This window comes from Natranaerobius thermophilus JW/NM-WN-LF, from assembly GCF_000020005.1.
GTDB lineage: Bacteria > Bacillota > Natranaerobiia > Natranaerobiales > Natranaerobiaceae > Natranaerobius > Natranaerobius thermophilus.
Window position 1 is genome coordinate 1,699,844 of record NC_010718.1, and the last position, 17,209, is coordinate 1,717,052.

General features: G+C 35.4%; 16 protein-coding genes. 2 read left to right on the plus strand and 14 right to left on the minus strand.

Annotated features, from left to right (window positions below; all coding sequences use genetic code 11):
- Nucleotides 1-39 precede the first annotated feature (39 nt).
- The 5 genes from NTHER_RS08190 to spoIVA form a co-directional block, all read right to left on the minus strand.
- On the minus strand, nt 40-867 hold the full coding sequence (locus NTHER_RS08190) for an ABC transporter permease (protein WP_041367017.1): 828 nt from the start codon (nt 865-867) through the stop codon (nt 40-42).
- Nucleotides 857-2,068, minus strand: coding sequence for a quaternary amine ABC transporter ATP-binding protein (locus tag NTHER_RS08195; RefSeq protein ID WP_012448064.1), 1,212 nt, complete (start codon nt 2,066-2,068; stop codon nt 857-859). Before NTHER_RS08195 ends, NTHER_RS08190 begins: the two co-directional genes overlap by 11 nt.
- 420 nt (nt 2,069-2,488) lie before the next feature.
- Nucleotides 2,489-3,268 carry a CAP domain-containing protein gene (locus NTHER_RS15235; protein WP_012448065.1) on the minus strand — a complete coding sequence of 260 codons (780 nt, stop codon included), beginning with the start codon at nt 3,266-3,268 and terminating at the stop codon, nt 2,489-2,491.
- Nucleotides 3,269-3,449: 181 nt separating this feature from the next.
- The gene (locus tag NTHER_RS08205) at nt 3,450-4,931 is read right to left on the minus strand and encodes a hypothetical protein (protein ID WP_012448066.1); all 1,482 of its coding nucleotides are present in this window, start codon (nt 4,929-4,931) and stop codon (nt 3,450-3,452) included.
- A 156-nt stretch (nt 4,932-5,087) separates the two neighbouring features.
- Nucleotides 5,088-6,566, minus strand: coding sequence for a stage IV sporulation protein A (gene spoIVA / locus NTHER_RS08210; protein ID WP_012448067.1), 1,479 nt, complete (start codon nt 6,564-6,566; stop codon nt 5,088-5,090).
- A gap of 276 nt (nt 6,567-6,842) precedes the next feature.
- Between spoIVA and NTHER_RS08215 the strand changes: the two genes are divergently transcribed.
- Both NTHER_RS08215 and NTHER_RS15240 read left to right on the plus strand, forming a co-directional pair.
- Nucleotides 6,843-8,141: a S8 family peptidase gene (locus NTHER_RS08215; protein WP_012448068.1), complete on the plus strand. Its 1,299-nt coding sequence runs from the start codon at nt 6,843-6,845 to the stop codon at nt 8,139-8,141.
- Nucleotides 8,142-8,226: 85 nt separating this feature from the next.
- Nucleotides 8,227-8,850 carry a LysM peptidoglycan-binding domain-containing protein gene (locus NTHER_RS15240; RefSeq protein WP_012448069.1) on the plus strand — a complete coding sequence of 208 codons (624 nt, stop codon included), beginning with the start codon at nt 8,227-8,229 and terminating at the stop codon, nt 8,848-8,850.
- A 66-nt stretch (nt 8,851-8,916) separates the two neighbouring features.
- On the opposite strand, the gene NTHER_RS08225 is transcribed toward NTHER_RS15240, so the two are convergent.
- The 9 genes from NTHER_RS08225 to NTHER_RS08265 form a co-directional block, all read right to left on the minus strand.
- Nucleotides 8,917-9,963 (minus strand): NAD(P)H-dependent glycerol-3-phosphate dehydrogenase, encoded by a 1,047-nt coding sequence (locus tag NTHER_RS08225; protein ID WP_012448070.1) that lies wholly within the window; start codon nt 9,961-9,963, stop codon nt 8,917-8,919.
- 2 nt (nt 9,964-9,965) lie between these two features.
- A complete protein-coding gene (plsY, locus tag NTHER_RS08230) occupies nt 9,966-10,577 on the minus strand; it encodes a glycerol-3-phosphate 1-O-acyltransferase PlsY (protein ID WP_012448071.1) in 612 nt (203 codons plus the stop codon).
- A 4-nt stretch (nt 10,578-10,581) separates the two neighbouring features.
- Entirely contained in the window at nt 10,582-11,904 is a 1,323-nt protein-coding gene (gene der / locus NTHER_RS08235) for a ribosome biogenesis GTPase Der (protein WP_012448072.1), read from the minus strand.
- A gap of 15 nt (nt 11,905-11,919) precedes the next feature.
- Nucleotides 11,920-13,284, minus strand: coding sequence for a DUF512 domain-containing protein (locus NTHER_RS08240; RefSeq protein WP_012448073.1), 1,365 nt, complete (start codon nt 13,282-13,284; stop codon nt 11,920-11,922).
- Nucleotides 13,285-13,404: 120 nt separating this feature from the next.
- Nucleotides 13,405-13,884 (minus strand): DUF3189 family protein, encoded by a 480-nt coding sequence (locus tag NTHER_RS08245; RefSeq protein ID WP_012448074.1) that lies wholly within the window; start codon nt 13,882-13,884, stop codon nt 13,405-13,407.
- Between the two features lie 71 nt (nt 13,885-13,955).
- Nucleotides 13,956-14,138 (minus strand): capping complex subunit for YIEGIA, encoded by a 183-nt coding sequence (locus NTHER_RS08250; protein WP_012448075.1) that lies wholly within the window; start codon nt 14,136-14,138, stop codon nt 13,956-13,958.
- On the minus strand, nt 14,135-15,046 hold the full coding sequence (locus NTHER_RS08255) for a YIEGIA family protein (RefSeq protein WP_012448076.1): 912 nt from the start codon (nt 15,044-15,046) through the stop codon (nt 14,135-14,137). The genes NTHER_RS08250 and NTHER_RS08255 overlap by 4 nt, the downstream gene beginning before the upstream one ends.
- Nucleotides 15,036-16,379, minus strand: coding sequence for a stage II sporulation protein P (spoIIP, locus tag NTHER_RS08260; protein WP_012448077.1), 1,344 nt, complete (start codon nt 16,377-16,379; stop codon nt 15,036-15,038). Before spoIIP ends, NTHER_RS08255 begins: the two co-directional genes overlap by 11 nt.
- Complete coding sequence (locus tag NTHER_RS08265; RefSeq protein WP_012448078.1) at nt 16,351-17,100, minus strand: DUF1614 domain-containing protein; 750 nt, start codon at nt 17,098-17,100, stop codon at nt 16,351-16,353. Before NTHER_RS08265 ends, spoIIP begins: the two co-directional genes overlap by 29 nt.
- Between the last annotated feature and the right edge of the window lie 109 nt (nt 17,101-17,209).

The window sequence follows — 17,209 nt, forward strand, 5'->3', positions numbered from 1 at the left end:
TTCACCTTTTAAAAAGGTGTTTTCACTCATTTTGAAACATTATTGAAGACTTTGAGTGATTCTATCTAAGAATATTGCTAAAATAACTACAGATAAACCACCTTCAAAACCTGTTCCTATGTCCAGCTGTGTTATACCTCTTAATACAATATTACCTAAACCACCGGCACCGATCATGGATGCGATAACAACCATGGAAAGTGACAGCATAATTGTTTGGTTAACACCAGCCATAATTGTTGGGACAGCCAAAGGCAGTTGTACTTTAAATAATAGCTGACTTGATGTTGATCCAAAAGCTCGACCTGCCTCAATTACTTCCTTATCCACTTGCCTAATTCCAAAGTTAGTTAGCCTAATTGCAGGAGGCATAGCAAAGATAACTGTGGCTATAACTCCTGGAACCAAACCAAGGCTAAAGAATATAACTGCCGGAATCAGATAGACGAAAGCTGGCATGGTCTGCATAAAGTCGAGAACCGGTCGTACAATTGTATTTACTACTTCATTTTTTGATGCCAGAATACCAATGGGTATTCCAAGTCCTAAAGCCACAATACCTGCAGTTAAGATCATTGAAAAGGTAACCATAGTCGGTTCCCATAGGTCCATACTTACTATAAGGCTAAAGCCCAGTAAAGTGAAAATTCCAACTCCTAGTCCACTTAATCTCCATGCTAAAGCTGCTAGCAAAATAATTACTACGAATGGTGATAATTGAACTGAAATTGTATCGAAAACGTACATGAAAGATCCAACGATAGCTTCAATCACAACATCAATAATATCAAACAAGACAGCAAAAACTTCTTCTATCCAGTCTATAATACTTTCAAACCAGTCTCCAATAGGTATTCTAGGAATCATCGTTATCACTTCCTTCTCCTTCAGCTAATGAGGCCAGAACTGATACCCTGACAATCAGCCCTTGCAATTTATCTTCTTCATCTACGACTGCTATAGGGTAGTCTGACTCCGAAGCTGTTTGTAACAGTTCATTAAGTGGAGTATCTTCTGATGTTGATGGATAATCAGTGATCAGATAGTTTTCAATTGTTTTTTCATTGTTTTTTAGAGCCTCTAAAGCTCCAGTATCTTTAATTACACCTTTAACTCGTTTTTGACGATCTACAACATAAGCATTGGAGAAACCTTCTTTTTCCAATACTCGAAGAACTTTTCTAGGACCGTCGCTGATATTTACTGTTACATCAGGTTTCTCCATTATACTTCCTGCAGTAAGTATTTTTAGTCTGTTAACATCTCTGACAAAGTTTTCTACATACTCATTAGCAGGATTTGAAAGAATTTCTTCTGGCTCACCAATTTGCACTATAACGCCATCTCTCATGATAGCGATTCTGTCCCCTAGTTTCAAAGCCTCGTCCAAGTCGTGTGTAATGAATAAAATTGTTTTATTAACTCTTGATTGTAATTCTAACAATTCACTCTGCATATCGCGCCTAATCAGCGGGTCTAAGGCACTAAATGGTTCATCCATTAGTAAAATGTCTGGATCTAATGCTAATGCCCTGGCAAGGCCGACACGCTGTTGCATTCCACCACTCAAGCCGCTTGGTTTTGATTTTGCATAATCTTTTAAGCCAACTTGATCTAATGCCTTCATGCCTACTTCTTGGCGTTTTTCTTGATCAACATTTTGAACTTCTAAACCGTAGGTAACATTATCAAGTACAGTTCTGTGAGGAAACAAAGCGAAGTGCTGAAATACCATGCCAAGTTTGGCACGTCTTACTTGTCTAAGTTTTTCATTATCCATCTGTAAAATATCTTCTCCACCGATCAGGACTTCGCCTCTAGTTGGTTCAATGAGTCGATTAATACACCTAATAAGTGTTGACTTGCCACTACCAGATAAACCCATGATTACAAAGATTTCGCCTTCTTTAACATCAAAGCTTGCATCGTTTACTCCGACAGTGTTTCCTGTTTTTCTTAAAATTTCATCTTTGGTCATACCTTTTTCAAGTAGTGGAAAGACTCGATCTGGTCTTGGTCCAAAAATTTTGTAAACATTGTTCACTTCGATTTGCGTTTTTGTCACCATATCATCTCCCTTTTCAATTTTCCCTCCTCAGAATTTGCTATCTTTAAGTTTGCAAACAATAAAGAATTGTAACAAACTAATAATCGCAAGTCAAAAAATCCCAAGGTTAAAACCCATACTTTATTCTACCCTTACCACATGTATTTTATCACTTCCACCATTAAAAGCCAAATCTTATTAGAGAATATTAATCGTTCTCACAGACTGTTAGTCAAAACCATTTCGAATTACCAAGAAGTTACTGTATAAATGGGCATTATTAACACCTCACTGCATTGACTGATTTTATAATTTTTTATGTGAATTATTTGTTACACAAATGTTATTGTAACAACAAATAAAAATCCTGAAAAGACCCAAGCTCTTTTCAGGATTTAACCTATTACCGCCACAGGGCTTTATGATGGCCATTTGAGTATTTTATTTTTTTCCAAATAATTGCGTTATCATGACTCCTCCACGTTCAGTTTCTACTACTCCAATACCAACATAAGTGTAATTACTACCTAGAATAGCAGATCTATGTGCAGAACTTGCCATTAATTGTGCATGTGCAGTTGTAATGCTTCCAGCAGTTGCGATATTTTCTCTAATTAGAGAAAATTGATATCCTTGATTTCGTACCATTTCCCCGGGGCTACCATATGTAGGTGATTCATGATCAAAATAATCATTTTCTACCATATCTAAAGACTTTTTGCGGGCAACTTCACTGAGTTCAGGACTAAATTCATAAGGTTCAAGCCCTTGTTGTGCTCTTTCTTTATTAACTTTTTCAAACATTTTTTGTTCTTCTTCTGTCATACCATCAACCCCATTACCTACATCAGCATGGGAATCTTTTTTACCTTTTTGAGATTCTTCTTGATTATCCTTTGAATTATCTTTATTAAATAATTCATTAATTAACCAATTAAATCTTCCAGAGTATGATTGGGTGTCGTCGTCCTTTTCTTCTTTTTGTTTTTCTTCGTCTTGTTCATTAGAAGCATTATCTTGATAATCCTTCTCTACTTCTTTTACTTCTTCCTCATCACTAGTCTCTTCAGGTTCTTGATCTACACTACTAGTATCAAAGCCCCTACTCCACCATTGAGACCATTCCTCTCTTGTTAAAGAATCGGAATAAGCTGATACAGTGCTTCCAAAGGTTAAACCTAATACTAAAGTCATTATTAAAGTTAAAACTACTTTTTTCAAAACTATCCCTCCTACACCTTAATTTTTTATCAGCTTAACTAAAACAAATCGTTATTGCAAAATAGTTATTTGTTACTATGGTTGTCTTATTGAAAATTGTGTAGGAGGAATAGTAATATTGTCCTTTAGACCTAGTAATGTTGATTTATGTTATTTATGAACAAAATATGGTTAATTTAGGTCATCTAAACAATTTGCTCCAAAGAGATTTTTTATTATTATTTTCTTCTTGTATATTATTCAACTGTTCTTCTAGTCCGTTAATTTTGTTAATTAACTCTTCTTTTTCAGCTTCTATAGTCTCAAGTTTTTGATTTAACTTATCATAATTATCTGCCAGAATTTGCTTTTCTTTTTGTAGAGAATGTAATTGCTTAGAGAGTTTTTTTAATTCTTTATTTGGAGTTTGACTGTTCGGTCTGTTGGTTTTTTCCATGTTTGAAATCTGTTTTGAATACCCTTTAGATTTAAGAGTTTCAGTGAGCATTTTTCTAGGGTTTTTTGGAGAGGGCCCTCCATACCAGCTTGTTTTGCTTTGTCTAGTCTTAGTATTATAATTATTCTTTTCCGAATGTTGAACATCTTTTTTGTTTCGAGCAAAATTTAAAGAAGACTGGGATAATTTTTTTTGTTTCGGTTGATAATTACTATCCCTCTCTTGGGAGTTATATCCATTTTCCATTCCCGGTTTCCATAATTCATCTTCATATAGATTTGCTAAAGCTCTCTGACTGCAATTATTTTCAATAAGCTGGCAACTTCTTATTTCTTTAAGATTTTTAGGAATATTAATTTGTTGCCATTCACCATCACTTGCTTTTTTGATATATCCTTCTCTGTAAGTACTGGTCTTGTAAACTACCCATAGTTCTTTATTTGAGCATCCTGGGGTTAAATAGACAAGAGTATTGTTACCCTGCACCTGTTTGATACAATTAGGCTCATTCCAGTTGAAGTAATTATCTTTACTTGTTTCAGTATAGTATAGTTGTTTCTTCGCTCCCCTATCTCCAATCCAAAAGGTAATTAACTTATTATCATAATTAAGTAGAACAGGTTCGTGTAAACTTTCACTGACATTATTTTGAGTAATCACAATTGGATTACTCCATTTACGATTTTGTGACAATTGCCGCTGTAGTAGTAATTCTTGATGACCGTTTTTTATTACATATACTAAATGAGCATTACCCTTTTCATCTATCTGACACGATGAATTAGTTAGAATAATATCCTGCCCACTAGCAATGTTTATTGGACCGGTCCATTTATCTTTTTTTTCCCAGTAGAGCAGTTTGGTTGTATCCTGATCTTTGGAAGTACAAAAAAGCAAAGTATTTGCGGGAGAGTGTTTAGAATTCGAAACAAATGTCCCTAAACTTAAATTTTCATAACCTTTTTGAAATAGTGGTGTAAATTGTAATGAAGTTTGGGGATTTGTTAAGTCTTGCAGTTCCCCATTCCATACTTTATCTTCTTTCAATATTAAAAAGTTAAAATAATTATCTCTTGGACAAATTAAAAATTCATCCACAGAATCTGTTAGTGATACTTCAGAGTTATCAGATGATTTCAAAAGAAGTTGTTGCTGACTAAGTTTAGCAATATATTTTTGTGAGTCTTGCAACAATAGATATGGCAATCTATTTTCATTAATTTTCATTAAAATCCTCCTTGTACAATTAGTCTTTTTATAATACTTATGCATAATAAAAAAAGTTATTATCAAATGAATATCATATTAAATCGATTTACCGACCTTTTTGTAATGAACATATAAATGAAAATTCCCTGCGTCAGGAAAGACGCAGGGTTTTAATTATAAGATGATGGCAATCAATCCGCCACTTCCTTCATTGATCACTTTTTCCAGAGTCTCTTTTAATTTTTCTCTAGCATTAGGAGGCATATTATCTAATTTCTTTCCTATTCCGTCTTGAACTACACTGTGTAAACTCTTACCAAATATATCCCGTTCCCAGATCTTTTCGGGATTTTCTTCAAATTCTTCCATGATATAATTTACTAAATCTTCACTTTGTTTTTCTGTACCTACAATTGGTGAAAATTCGCTTTGAACGTTGACTCTAACCATGTGTATACTTGGTGCGCTTGCTTTTAGTCGAACTCCAAATCTATTACCATGTCTAACAATTTCAGGTTCTTCTAATGTCATTTCTTCTAAACTAGGTGGTACAACTCCATATCCCGAGTCTTTAACAGTTTCTAAAGCTTCTTCCACTTTGTCAAATTCTTTCTTTGCATGGGCAAACTCTTGGAAAATTCGCAATAAATCTCCCTTACTATCAATTTGTTCACCACTGATTTCAGATAATATTTGTTCAAATAATTCTTCAGATGCCAAGATATCAATCACAGCATGACCGCTGCCTAAATCCATTTGTTCAAGATCTACCTGTTCGGAGTATTCTAGTTCTTCAAGATCATCAACTACTTGGTTTATATCTCTTAACCGAGTAACCTTTTCTATGCTTTCTTTAATGGAAGACTCAAAACTCTCTCTAAGCCAGTGGTCAGGCTCTAACTCTTCAACCCAATTGGGCAGGTTAATACTAACTTCTTTTACAGGAAATTCATAAAGTACTTCTTGTAAAATTTGATTTATTTCTTCTTCTCTCATCTCTAATATATTAACAGGAATTACTGGTACATTGTGTTTTTCCGTTAATTCTTCCTTAATTTCTAAAGCATCCTCACTATATGGATCGGTACTGTTCAAGACAACAACAAAAGGTTTGCCAATTTCTTTTAACTCTTCAATTACTTGATCTTCTGCTTCTAAATAATTTTCTCTAGAAATTCCTGTAATAGAACCATCAGTAGTAACTACAATGCCCATAGTAGAATGTTCTTGGATTACTTTTTGAGTTCCAATTTCCGCCGCTTCTTCGAAAGGTATTTCCTCATCAAACCAAGGAGTTGATACCATCCTTGGCCCCTCTTCATCTTCATATCCGATAGCTCCTTCAACCATATAACCAACACAATCGATCATTTTTACCTTCATGGTAATATTTTCACCTATTACGACATCAACAGCTTCATCGGGAATGAATTTGGGCTCAGTTGTCATAATTTGTTTGCCACCACTGCTTTGAGGAAGCTCATCTCTTGCCCTCTCTAATTGATTAGAGTCCTGAATATATGGCATCACTATAGTCTCCATGAATCTTTTAATAAAAGTGGATTTGCCTGTTCGAACGGGACCTACTAAACCTAGGTATATGTCTCCTTCCGTTCTTTTGGCAATATCCTCATACAGGTCAAATTTGTTCATTCACCTCTCCCCTCCTTTAAATATAATTAAATAATCAACATCTTAATTTCAGATTGGCTTATCCCTCCTGTTTTTCTATTAATCGCATTTACCAGACCACTAAATATATATTTATATTAATGGACAATTATTCTTGCTTGATTAAAATCTTATAAATATAAATTTTAATTTAGAACAAAATTTATAAAATCTCATTTAATCTCGAAAAGTTAACAAATTTTTTCCCCTCTACATAAAGTGAATTATTACAATTTATATGTATGGAGGGGGAACTAAATGATAAGAGATAGTGCTTGGATACCAAATTACAATTATAAATTATGCCCCAAGTTAAAAAATGAGCTATACGAGAATTATAAGCCATCTAAGATGGTGCCTACTGTTTTTTACAATTCATATAAGCAGATAAAGAAAAAAATTCGTAAGTTTCCTGTGATCGTACAAGTTAAATTTACTAAGGATAATCTGACAATTATGGACCAAGTAGCAAGTCTGGCTCAATGTCGTATTAAGAAGAAATATTATACTATTTTCTCTTTTTCTACCGACCTCACTGAAGTGCAATTAAAGAAATTGCTTGCAGATGACAAAGTTATTAAAGTTTGGTACGACGGCGAAGTCACTGGATTACTCGAAAAAGCTTCTAAAACAGTAAATGCCAATAAACTGTGGGATTTAGAATTGACTGGAGAGAAAGTTACAATTGCTGTCTTGGATACTGGTGTTTATGAACATCCTTGTTTTGAAAATAGAATCAAAAAGTTTCGGGATTTCGTAAATAATGGCAAGAAAACTTACGATGACAACGGGCACGGAACTCATGTAGCAGGTTGCATTGCTAGCAAACAAAATGAAGATTTTGGAGGGGTAGCCCCAAAGGCTGAAATTGTAGGAGTAAAAGTTTTAAACAAACTTGGGTCTGGCAGACTTTCAAATGTTTTAGATGGAATCCAATGGTGTATTGAAAACAAAGAAAATCTAAACTTACAAATTATGAATTTATCCCTTGGTTTTCCTACTCAAGAGTCTTACCGTGACGATCCTCTTTGCCAAATGGTTGAAAAGGCTTGGGAAGCAGGTATTGTTGTCTGCGCTGCTGCCGGCAACAGCGGACCAGATAACGAAACTATAAATTCGCCAGGTATTCATCCTCAGATTATTACTGTTGGTGCTTCAAATGATAGGAATGCTGATTATCCCGAAGATAATATAATAGCTGATTTTTCAAGTCGTGGACCCACTAGAGATGGTCACAAAAAACCCGATGTAGTCGCCCCTGGAGTTGACATAGTTTCATTAAGATCTCCAAGTTCATTCCTAGATAAAGTTGAACCAGGTTCTAGAATAGGTGAAGATCGTTTCATCTTCTCTGGAACTTCTATGGCTACTCCTATTTGTGTGGGAGCTATAGCACAACTACTTCATTATAATAAAGACCTTGAGCCAGATGAGATAAAGTCATTGTTGATGGGTAATGCCAGGGAAATTCCCGGTGTGAATAGAGAAAGTCAAGGTACAGGTATCATAGATTCCAAAGAAATTCAAAGCAATATCAGGGAATTTTCTGATAGTTGAGATAACATTAGTTTCCTTCATCAGAAAAAGTTCACTATTCAAAAGTGAATAGCATAGTTTGTAATAAAAATCAGGAGGTGATTTTTTGAGTAGACACTGGAAAGAACGTGGACGCAGGAAGCCACCTGAGTGTCCAGGTTTCATTTACACGGTTAGACCTACTGATACACTTTTTAAAATAGCCCGACGGTTTTGCGTAGATTTAGACCGTTTAATTGAATTAAATCCTCAAATTGATGATCCAGATTTAATTTTTCCAGGAGATCAAATTTGCATCCCAAAGAAAGTAGAAGATAGAATTCCTAAAGTTGAAGACGTTGAATTCTTTGATAAGAAAAAACGCGAATTACCAGAAAAAAGAAATCGTGTCCTCTTAGCTCCAAAAACTATTGTAAAAGCCACCTTTTCCATTCCAGTAGATGAAGCGTTTTTACTGTTTACTCCAGAACAAGAAGATACAGAATTAATTCAAGCAGTTACCGTTGATGAAGAAAGGCAGGTTAAATTCTTCTGGAAGGTACCGAAAGGTATTAAAGGGGTAGTTTTCGTTATCGGATGTGCTAATCAAGTTTGTGGCAGATCAGAGGATATACCAGTTATATCAAAACGCCGAAGAAGAAGGAAACCATACTCCGCCGGTGAAGAGAATTATCAAGATGAAATAGAAATAGACGAAAGTGAATACTTTGAAGACGATGAAGAATATTAATTACAAAAAGCCCATCTCAAAGAGATGGGCTTTTTAATGTCTAACTCTAAAACTCTACACTTTAGATTACTCTTCCCATAATTCCCAATCAACTACTTCTTCCATTTCATTAGTTCTCACTCTTTCCATCAAACTGCTAACTCCATATTCAGGAGACTTATCGTGAAAAAGGATATTATAAATTTCTTTGGTAATAGGCATTTCAGTACCTGTTTTCTCAGCCAAATAATAAGCGGCTTTTGTAGTCTTCACACCTTCAACTACCATATTAGTAGTTGCTAGGATGTCTTCTAGTTTTTTACCACTTCCCAAAAGCTTTCCTGCTCTTCGATTACGTGAATGATCACTTGTACATGTAACTATTAAATCACCGATACCAGATAAACCCGCAAAAGTCATAGGACGTGCACCTTGAGTTATTCCCAACCGCGATATTTCGTAAATCCCTCTAGTCATAAAAGCAGCTTTAGTGTTATCCCCGAAACCAAGCCCATCGGAAATTCCTGAACCTAAAGCCATAATATTTTTTAGAGCTCCTCCCATTTCCACTCCAATGACATCGGGATTTGTATAAACTCTAAATCTAGAACTCATAAAAATACCTTGTAATTTTTCAGCCACAGAGCGTTTTTTTGATGCGATCACAGTAGCTGATGGTATTTCTTTGCTGACTTCTTCAGCATGATTTGGACCTGATAAAACTGCAATTCTAGAATTATCTCCTTTAAATAAAGTATCTGCTAAAACTTGACTCATGGTATGTAAAGTTTCGATCTCAAACCCTTTAGAGGCGCTTATTATCAAGGTATCATCTTCTAGAAACTGTTTAACTTGTTCAGCAGTCTCGCGCATTGCATGGGTCGGAACTACAAAAATTAAAACTTGTTTATCTTTTACAGCTTGTTCAAGTTCATAAGTCACTTGTATATTTTCAGGAAGCTTTATATTCGGTAAATACTCTTTGTTTTCCCTAGTAGCTGTAAGAGTTTCACACAATTCTTCACGTCTAGTCCACAAAGTTACTGAGTGATTATTTTTTGCTAATAAGATAGATAAGGCCGTACCCCAACTTCCTGAACCAATAACTCCAATTCTTTCCCTAAACACAGACACAACTACTCACCCCCATTTTCTCGAACATTTGCATTCTCTTTTTCATTAAGCTTACGTTCAGTTCCTGCTAATAACCTTTTGATATTAGGTATATGTCTGATAATGGCCATAATGCTCATAACAAATGCAAAGATAACATATGCAATGGGATTACCGTATAAATACATTACAAAGGGAAAAATTACAGCCCCTGTGACAGAGCCCAGGGATACATACTTAGTAATTATGATAGGTATAACACCAATTAAAACAACTGTTAAAAATACCTGCCAAGATAATCCAACCATAATACCTATACTGGTGGCTATACCTCGTCCACCATGAAATTTGAAAAAGATAGGCCAGTTATGTCCTATTATCACTGCGATCCCAGATATGACCACCAATAGAGACGATAATTCCAATGCTTGAGCAATGGTGATTATTATATACCCTTTAAATCCATCAATAATCAGGGTCATTATTGCTTCTTTTTTTCCTAAAGTACGTAGTACATTAGTAGCTCCTGCATTTTTGCTACCATAATTGCGAATATCGATTCCTTGAGTTAATTTTCCTATTATATAACCACCGGGTATAGACCCTAATAAATAGGCTAAAAGAATTAACCACATTTTATTACCTCCTCTGTTTCACTCTTTCTAGGATGCGAATAGGAGTTCCTTCAAATCCAAAAGCCCTTCTTAATTGATTCTGAAGATATCTCTTATAAGAATTTTTCATTAGTTCTGGATTGTTAACAAACAATACAAAAGTTGGAGGCCGTGTACGCACTTGGGTAGCATAATATATTTTTAATCTTTTTCCCTTTTTAGATGGCGGTGGAGTATAATTGACGGCATCCTCAATGACACGGTTTACATCAGCAGTGGTTATCCTTTTACTGTGTTCTTTTGATACTTTATCAATTACAGGAAATATTTTCTCAACATTTTTACCAGTTTGAGCAGATAAAAACATTATCGGTGCATAATTAACACTAGGTAGCTCTAGCCTGACTGTTTCATAATACTTGTCACCAGCTTTACCATCTTTTTCAATGGCATCCCATTTATTTAATAGGATTATTAAACCTTTCCCTTTTTCTTCAGCTAAGCCGGCAATTTTTTTATCTTGTTCTAAAATTCCTTTAGTAACATCAATTAATAACAATGCAATATTACTTCTTTCCATTCCTTTGATACTTCTAATGACACTATACTTTTCTAACCTTTCATCAATTTTAGATTTTTTCCTCAACCCTGCTGTGTCAATAAAGACATACTTTTGGTCTTCCCTTTCAATAACAGTGTCAATTGCGTCTCTAGTTGTACCAGGCATATTACTAACAATCAAACGTTCTTTATTCAAGATCTTATTAATCAGAGAAGACTTCCCTACATTTGGTCTACCAATTACAGAGAGCATAATATCGTCTTCATGATAATTTAGTTCTTCGTATTCCTGTTCCGGTAACAATTCAACAATTTCATCCAGTAATTGGCCGGTATTTGTACCATGCAATGCTGATATTGATATTACTTGTTCAAAACCAAGTTGATAAAATTCCATAGCATATTGGTCGTAGTTTCCTTCACTTTTGTTGACAGCGACAAGGACGGGTTTTTTGGTTTTTCTTAAAGTAGCAGCCACCTCTTCATCAGCTGGAGTTATTCCATCTCGTCCATCTGTCACAAAAACAATTACATCTGCCTCATCAATAGCAACTTCAGCTTGTATAACAACCTGTTTTAAAATGTCATCTTCCTCGTCAAAAATTCCCCCAGTGTCTATTAGATTAAAAGAATGTCCACTCCATTCACCTTTACCGTCTATTCGATCTCTAGTAACTCCAGGGGTATCGTCTACAATGGAAATTCTCTGACCAACAATTCTATTAAATAGAGCAGATTTACCTACATTAGGTCTTCCTACTAAAGCTACTGTAGCTTTTACTGACATTTTTATCAACTCCTTCTAGAGGCCAGTATAGTAAAAATCTCTTAGGGTCTTTACAAATTTTTCACCGTTAACAGGAACAATTATAGTTTTAATATCTAGCTCTGTTTCCAGGGCCTCAATAGACAAATCATCTAAAAAAACATTTTCTCCGTCCTTTAACATAACATTAGGTATCAATAATGGTGTTTGTATCTCCCCTTTTTCTAACTTGGGTTTAATTTGATCAATTATATCCCTGCCTGTTACTAGTCCAGCCACAGTTACCTGGGGACCAAAAAAGTTATTATTGATGGGGATAATTTTAAGGCTTGTTTCTCCCCAGCTGTTTTCAATTTGTGTGATAATATTTTGCATAATCTGTTCACCTAGTTCTCCTGTGACAACAGTGCCTGTGACAGTTTCTTTAACTTTCATGTTATCCTGGCAAGTTAGACTGTTTAATGATTCTCTAACTTCCTGTTCAAATTTTCTTATCAATCCTACACCATTATCAATTTGCGGAAAATTTTCATAATCTTGATTTGATGGTAATTCATGTCCTGCCATTAAATAGAACTCGTCTGCTAAAAATACAAATCGAGTGCCTAGATTCATTAGTAATTGGTTTTGCAGGGCTTCAACTTGTTGGATAACTTCTTGTGACTGTTCGGATGTTACAGGCCTTAAAGTAGTATTTCCCTCTCTATGCTTTGTTAAACCTACAGGTACTACTGCTAGGCTTTGAAATTCAGGATAATAGTTTGATAAATCTACTATTGTTTTCTCAAGCTCTTTTCCATCATTAACACCAGGACACATTACAATCTGCCCGTGTATTTCAATGCCAGCATTTTTGAGTTTGGATAGATAATTATTAATTTGAGATGCTCTAGGATTGTTAAGCATATACTGCCTTAACTCAGGGTTGGTAGTATGAACAGATATAAACATAGGTGATATCCTATAGTTAACAAGTCTTTCTAATTCCGTTTCATTAATATTTGTCAAAGTTATATAATTGCCATGAAAAGGGCTCAATCTGTAATCATCATCTTTGACATATAAACTTTTACGCATACCACTGGGTAGCTGATTTACAAAACAAAAAATACAGTTATTCTGGCAGTTCTTTATTGGCGAGATAGTCGGAGAATCAAAAATTAATCCTAATGGCTCGTCAAACTCCTTATCTATTTCAATTAACCAATTTTCACCTGAATCTTTTTCAATTAAAATTTCAATAAAATCATCACTAGTCAAAAAATAATAATCTAAAATATCTTTAATTTCGCATTCATTAATACTTATCAGTGCATCTCCAGGTTTGATTCCAACTTCTTTAGCTATTGACTCATTCCAAACTTCTGAGATTATATGTTTTTTCGTAGTGTCATTACTCATATATTATCACCTTCAACCTTCTTATTCTTGTAAATTTTATTTTATATTTGCCATCAACTGTCAGTAAGCTATATTAGATTATCCTACAATTAAAATTGTGAGTCAAGAAAAAAGAAGAGGTTATTGAACCTCTTCTTGTGTATTACCCAGTAATTCTTGGCGTGTATTATGAACAGTTTTTTCTATATCTTGATAGGCTTTTAATGACCCCCTGATTACCAATGGTCTACCTATACTGGTGAGATTTAATCTTTGGCTGGTGTACCCACCTATTCTCATCATTAAATTTACACAAGGTAAAGTGTTTACAAATTTCAGTTCACCTGAGTCAAGTCCGTATTTTTCCATAACATCTATTATGGCATTTTTAACAACATGAGAGTTATTTTTCATGCCACAGGAATAAATTTCGTTTTGCTGTTCATCCTCACCAAAGAAATGTAAACGACCTGGAATGATATTTTTAGGGCTGTCAAAAATTCTGATAGAGTCCAATTCATCTATATCGGGTATTGAACCTTGAGGCAATAAACCCACATGAATTGCAGCAGCTATCACAGAAGAATGAGTACCTCCAAAACAATGATAGACTATTTTCATGTTATCACCCAAACTTTCACATTTAATTTTTGTTTGATTGTTTGGACTGTTTCTGTTAAATCAAATATAAATCAACTAGAAATTATTAAAACACCATTATCCAAACTATGTACTATTCCTCGAGTAATTCTGGCAACTATTCTTGCTGTTCTTTCAGCATCCTCTTTAGAATTTTCATAGAAAATCGGAATGGTTCCACTAGAAACTTTTTCCGGGTATATAGTCACTAAAGCAACAATAATGTTTTCTCTCATTTGTCATTCCCTGCCTTATAACCAGGTCTTGATTTCAAAGGATAGCGTAGAGCACTTTCTAATATTGGAACATATTTAACTGCTTCAATTAAATAATCAGGATTTCCCTCTAGTGGGATGATAACCATAGCTAATCTCCCAGTATCTAGATCTCTCCGGATAACAGGAGTAAACTCTTCGGTATTTACATCTTTATAGACTCCTAGCATTGAAGCCACATCATGAACAATTGCCATTCTTTGACCAGTATTGGTAAGTGTAGCACCGGCATTGTCGTTCTTAGGTGTTATGATTAAGCCAAATCCTTTATTTAAAATGGTTTCTTGAACCTGAGAATCACCGTAATTAACCATTGGAATATCTTCAACAAATAGTAGTGAATCGTCAAAAGATAGCTCTCCTAATTGAATATCAGCAAAATCTCCAACTTTTTTACCTCTCATAATTCTGAATGTGGCCAAAGTAGCAGAAACTCCTATAATCCCGCCAATTAAGGAGCTTACTGTCAAATAAGTAGCAGTACTAGTTAACAAGGCAGCAGCCATAACCAGATAATTCCTGGCTTCAAAAACTTTAGAAATTCCTTCTATATATTGATTTCCTCTTGGAACTAATTCTGTACTTTCTAAGTTAGTTAGAGTTTCTCTTTCCATATTTCTTATTTCTCTGAACTGTTGAGCTGCTAGAGCCAAAAAGGTTACTGCTGTGTATTCTTCTTCCAAAAGTGCAGGAATAGCTACTGCTCCTAAAAAGGCTGCAACGAATCCTAGTGATAAATGAATGACATTACCATGGGGATAGGATGGATATATGCGAAAGTCCGATCTTAGTAATATGTAACGAGCCCCTGTACCGATAACTGTACCTAATGCTATTGCTTGGAGTTGTATTTCTATTTCAGGAATCATCATCCTCAACCCGGTCATCTAAATTTTGTGAGTTATGGTCCTTATCCTTGGCATCAGTTTTTTGATCGCTGTTGCTTTCATTCTTATTCTTGGTTTTAAATAATGGACCCAGATAGTTGGCAAATTCAGTGGATACAAATTGGCTTAGTTTGCGTTTAATATCGTCGAAACTGCCAGCATTGATAGCCACAAATATAATGCCTCCTAAAACAACGGCTCCAATTATCCATAAGATAGAACTACCGATACGGCCCATAATGCCACCACCATTACCGGCACCACCACCGTTAATCAGTCCTCCGGCAGCGCCATTAAGATCATCATCGCCGTTACCGCCGTTTAGTTCTTCCACAACTACACTACCGAAGAGTTCGGCAGATTCTTCAGCTCCTTCTCTGGTAGTTTCTTGACTACCAATTTCCGCCAGAATATTCCTTGGATGCATATCCTGATTGTAATTTCCTTCAGCGTATAAAATGCCTTTAACTAAATTCGGGTGCATTTCGTCGGCAGTAGCTTTTAACCTTTGTGCATATTCTTCTGTTTCTTGGATATTTTGTTGCTGTTGACCTATGACTAACAGCACTTGTACTCCTTCTTCGCCTTCAATTTCAGCTTTGTACTCCTCTCTCGGTGCAGCGTCTCTGTGAACATCAATCAATGCTGAAGGGTTTTCCTGCATAATTTCTTCAACTGTTCTTCTAGATCTGTCATAGGCACCAGCGTCATGGGGGACATGGGTCTCTTGGGACCAAATTACCGGTACATTTTCTTCTTCTATTGAATTGGCCATGGATTCGCCTACTTCTAGGATACCACCACCTTCTTCAATAGACTCTTCACCCTCACTGGGAACAAAACTCTCTGCTCCATGACTGTGATAAATACCCACTGGTCCTTCGTTATCTTCATCCTGTACGGTAATTACCACATCACGCTTGACGAAATTATCTTCTAATGGGTCATGCTGATTTTCTTCCTCAATTTGTTGACCTGCCAGCTCTATCTCTTCTACAAATTCTGCATGAGCTGTGTCCTCTGAGATTTCTGTGATTTCATATAATTCATTGTCCTGATTGAGGTATTTATTTCCTGGTGATAAAAGACGACCTGTCTTTAATATTGTATTATCATCTTCATCTACAACCGTATAATACCCTTCTTCTCTCTCATAAAGTGGTTGTGCCTGTAAGGTTCCAGAAAAACAAGAAGTAATCAGGAACAAGAAACAAAAAGCAATATATATCATTGTTTTAACTTTCGAATTGTGATCTAAATAATCATACGAGTTGGCTGTATGTATTTTAAGTATCGTCGGAGTTTTTATCCTCATCTTCTTTCACCTCGCTTTGGGTCAGTTCTTCACTTGTCTCTTGTAGAGATAGGTCTGGTTTGAAATCTTGAGTTTGGGATCTATCTCTATCACCTAAGTTGTCATCATCTTTTTGGTCTGGCCCACCAGTTAAACGTTCATAACTTTCACCAACAATTTCAGCTAAACCAACAGAGATTAAGCCAGCCAAAACTACTGCATCAAATATTCCAGCTCCACCTATGATAGTGGTGCCTTGAACCCCTCTTATAAAAACATCGGCCATGGCAAAAATATCACTTAATACAATTCCCGTAATACCAGCAATAAAAGCTCCCCGGCGGGATCTACCTGCTATATAAGCAATGACACCGGCAATTATCCCAAACGTAAATGTTGGATCAAGAATTCCAGCGTAAGTTGGCTCCAATGGTAAAATTCTCATTGCATAAAATATAGCTATTCCAGTTATTACAGCAGCTAATGCACTTCGCAAACGTTCTCTATTGTCCGCTTTATAAAATAAATATCCAACTAAAACCAGTGGAACAATACCACCACCTATGTTAATAGCAAAATTATCGGCCAGTGGTATGTCTGGCAGAAAGCCACCAATAATCATAGCTGCGATAAACCATAAGGCAATTTTGTCCGTAAGTCCCATTCTATCCAAAACTCGCTGTAAAACACCAAAATAAACTAATGCGGCTACAGCGAGCAATAACACATAACCATAAAACAACTATCTCACTCCCTTTACTTATCAATAATTGATTTGGCATCTTTTATAGTAACCTAAATGTTTTGAAATTATTCTATTATTATTTAATAACTAGCAATAAAAAAAACGC

Excerpts from the sequence above, each read along its gene's own strand:
- NTHER_RS08190 (WP_041367017.1), bottom strand. The coding sequence starts at position 867 with ATGATTCCTAGAATACCTATTGGAGACTGGTTTGAAAGTATTATAGAC.
- NTHER_RS08195 (WP_012448064.1), bottom strand. The coding sequence starts at position 2,068 with ATGGTGACAAAAACGCAAATCGAAGTGAACAATGTTTACAAAATTTTT.
- NTHER_RS08205 (WP_012448066.1), bottom strand. The coding sequence starts at position 4,931 with ATGAAAATTAATGAAAATAGATTGCCATATCTATTGTTGCAAGACTCA.
- spoIVA (WP_012448067.1), bottom strand. The coding sequence starts at position 6,566 with ATGAACAAATTTGACCTGTATGAGGATATTGCCAAAAGAACGGAAGGA.
- NTHER_RS08215 (WP_012448068.1), top strand. The coding sequence starts at position 6,843 with ATGATAAGAGATAGTGCTTGGATACCAAATTACAATTATAAATTATGC.
- plsY (WP_012448071.1), bottom strand. The coding sequence starts at position 10,577 with ATGTGGTTAATTCTTTTAGCCTATTTATTAGGGTCTATACCCGGTGGT.
- der (WP_012448072.1), bottom strand. The coding sequence starts at position 11,904 with ATGTCAGTAAAAGCTACAGTAGCTTTAGTAGGAAGACCTAATGTAGGT.
- NTHER_RS08240 (WP_012448073.1), bottom strand. The coding sequence starts at position 13,284 with ATGAGTAATGACACTACGAAAAAACATATAATCTCAGAAGTTTGGAAT.
- NTHER_RS08245 (WP_012448074.1), bottom strand. The coding sequence starts at position 13,884 with ATGAAAATAGTCTATCATTGTTTTGGAGGTACTCATTCTTCTGTGATA.
- NTHER_RS08250 (WP_012448075.1), bottom strand. The coding sequence starts at position 14,138 with ATGAGAGAAAACATTATTGTTGCTTTAGTGACTATATACCCGGAAAAA.
- NTHER_RS08255 (WP_012448076.1), bottom strand. The coding sequence starts at position 15,046 with ATGATTCCTGAAATAGAAATACAACTCCAAGCAATAGCATTAGGTACA.
- spoIIP (WP_012448077.1), bottom strand. The coding sequence starts at position 16,379 with ATGAGGATAAAAACTCCGACGATACTTAAAATACATACAGCCAACTCG.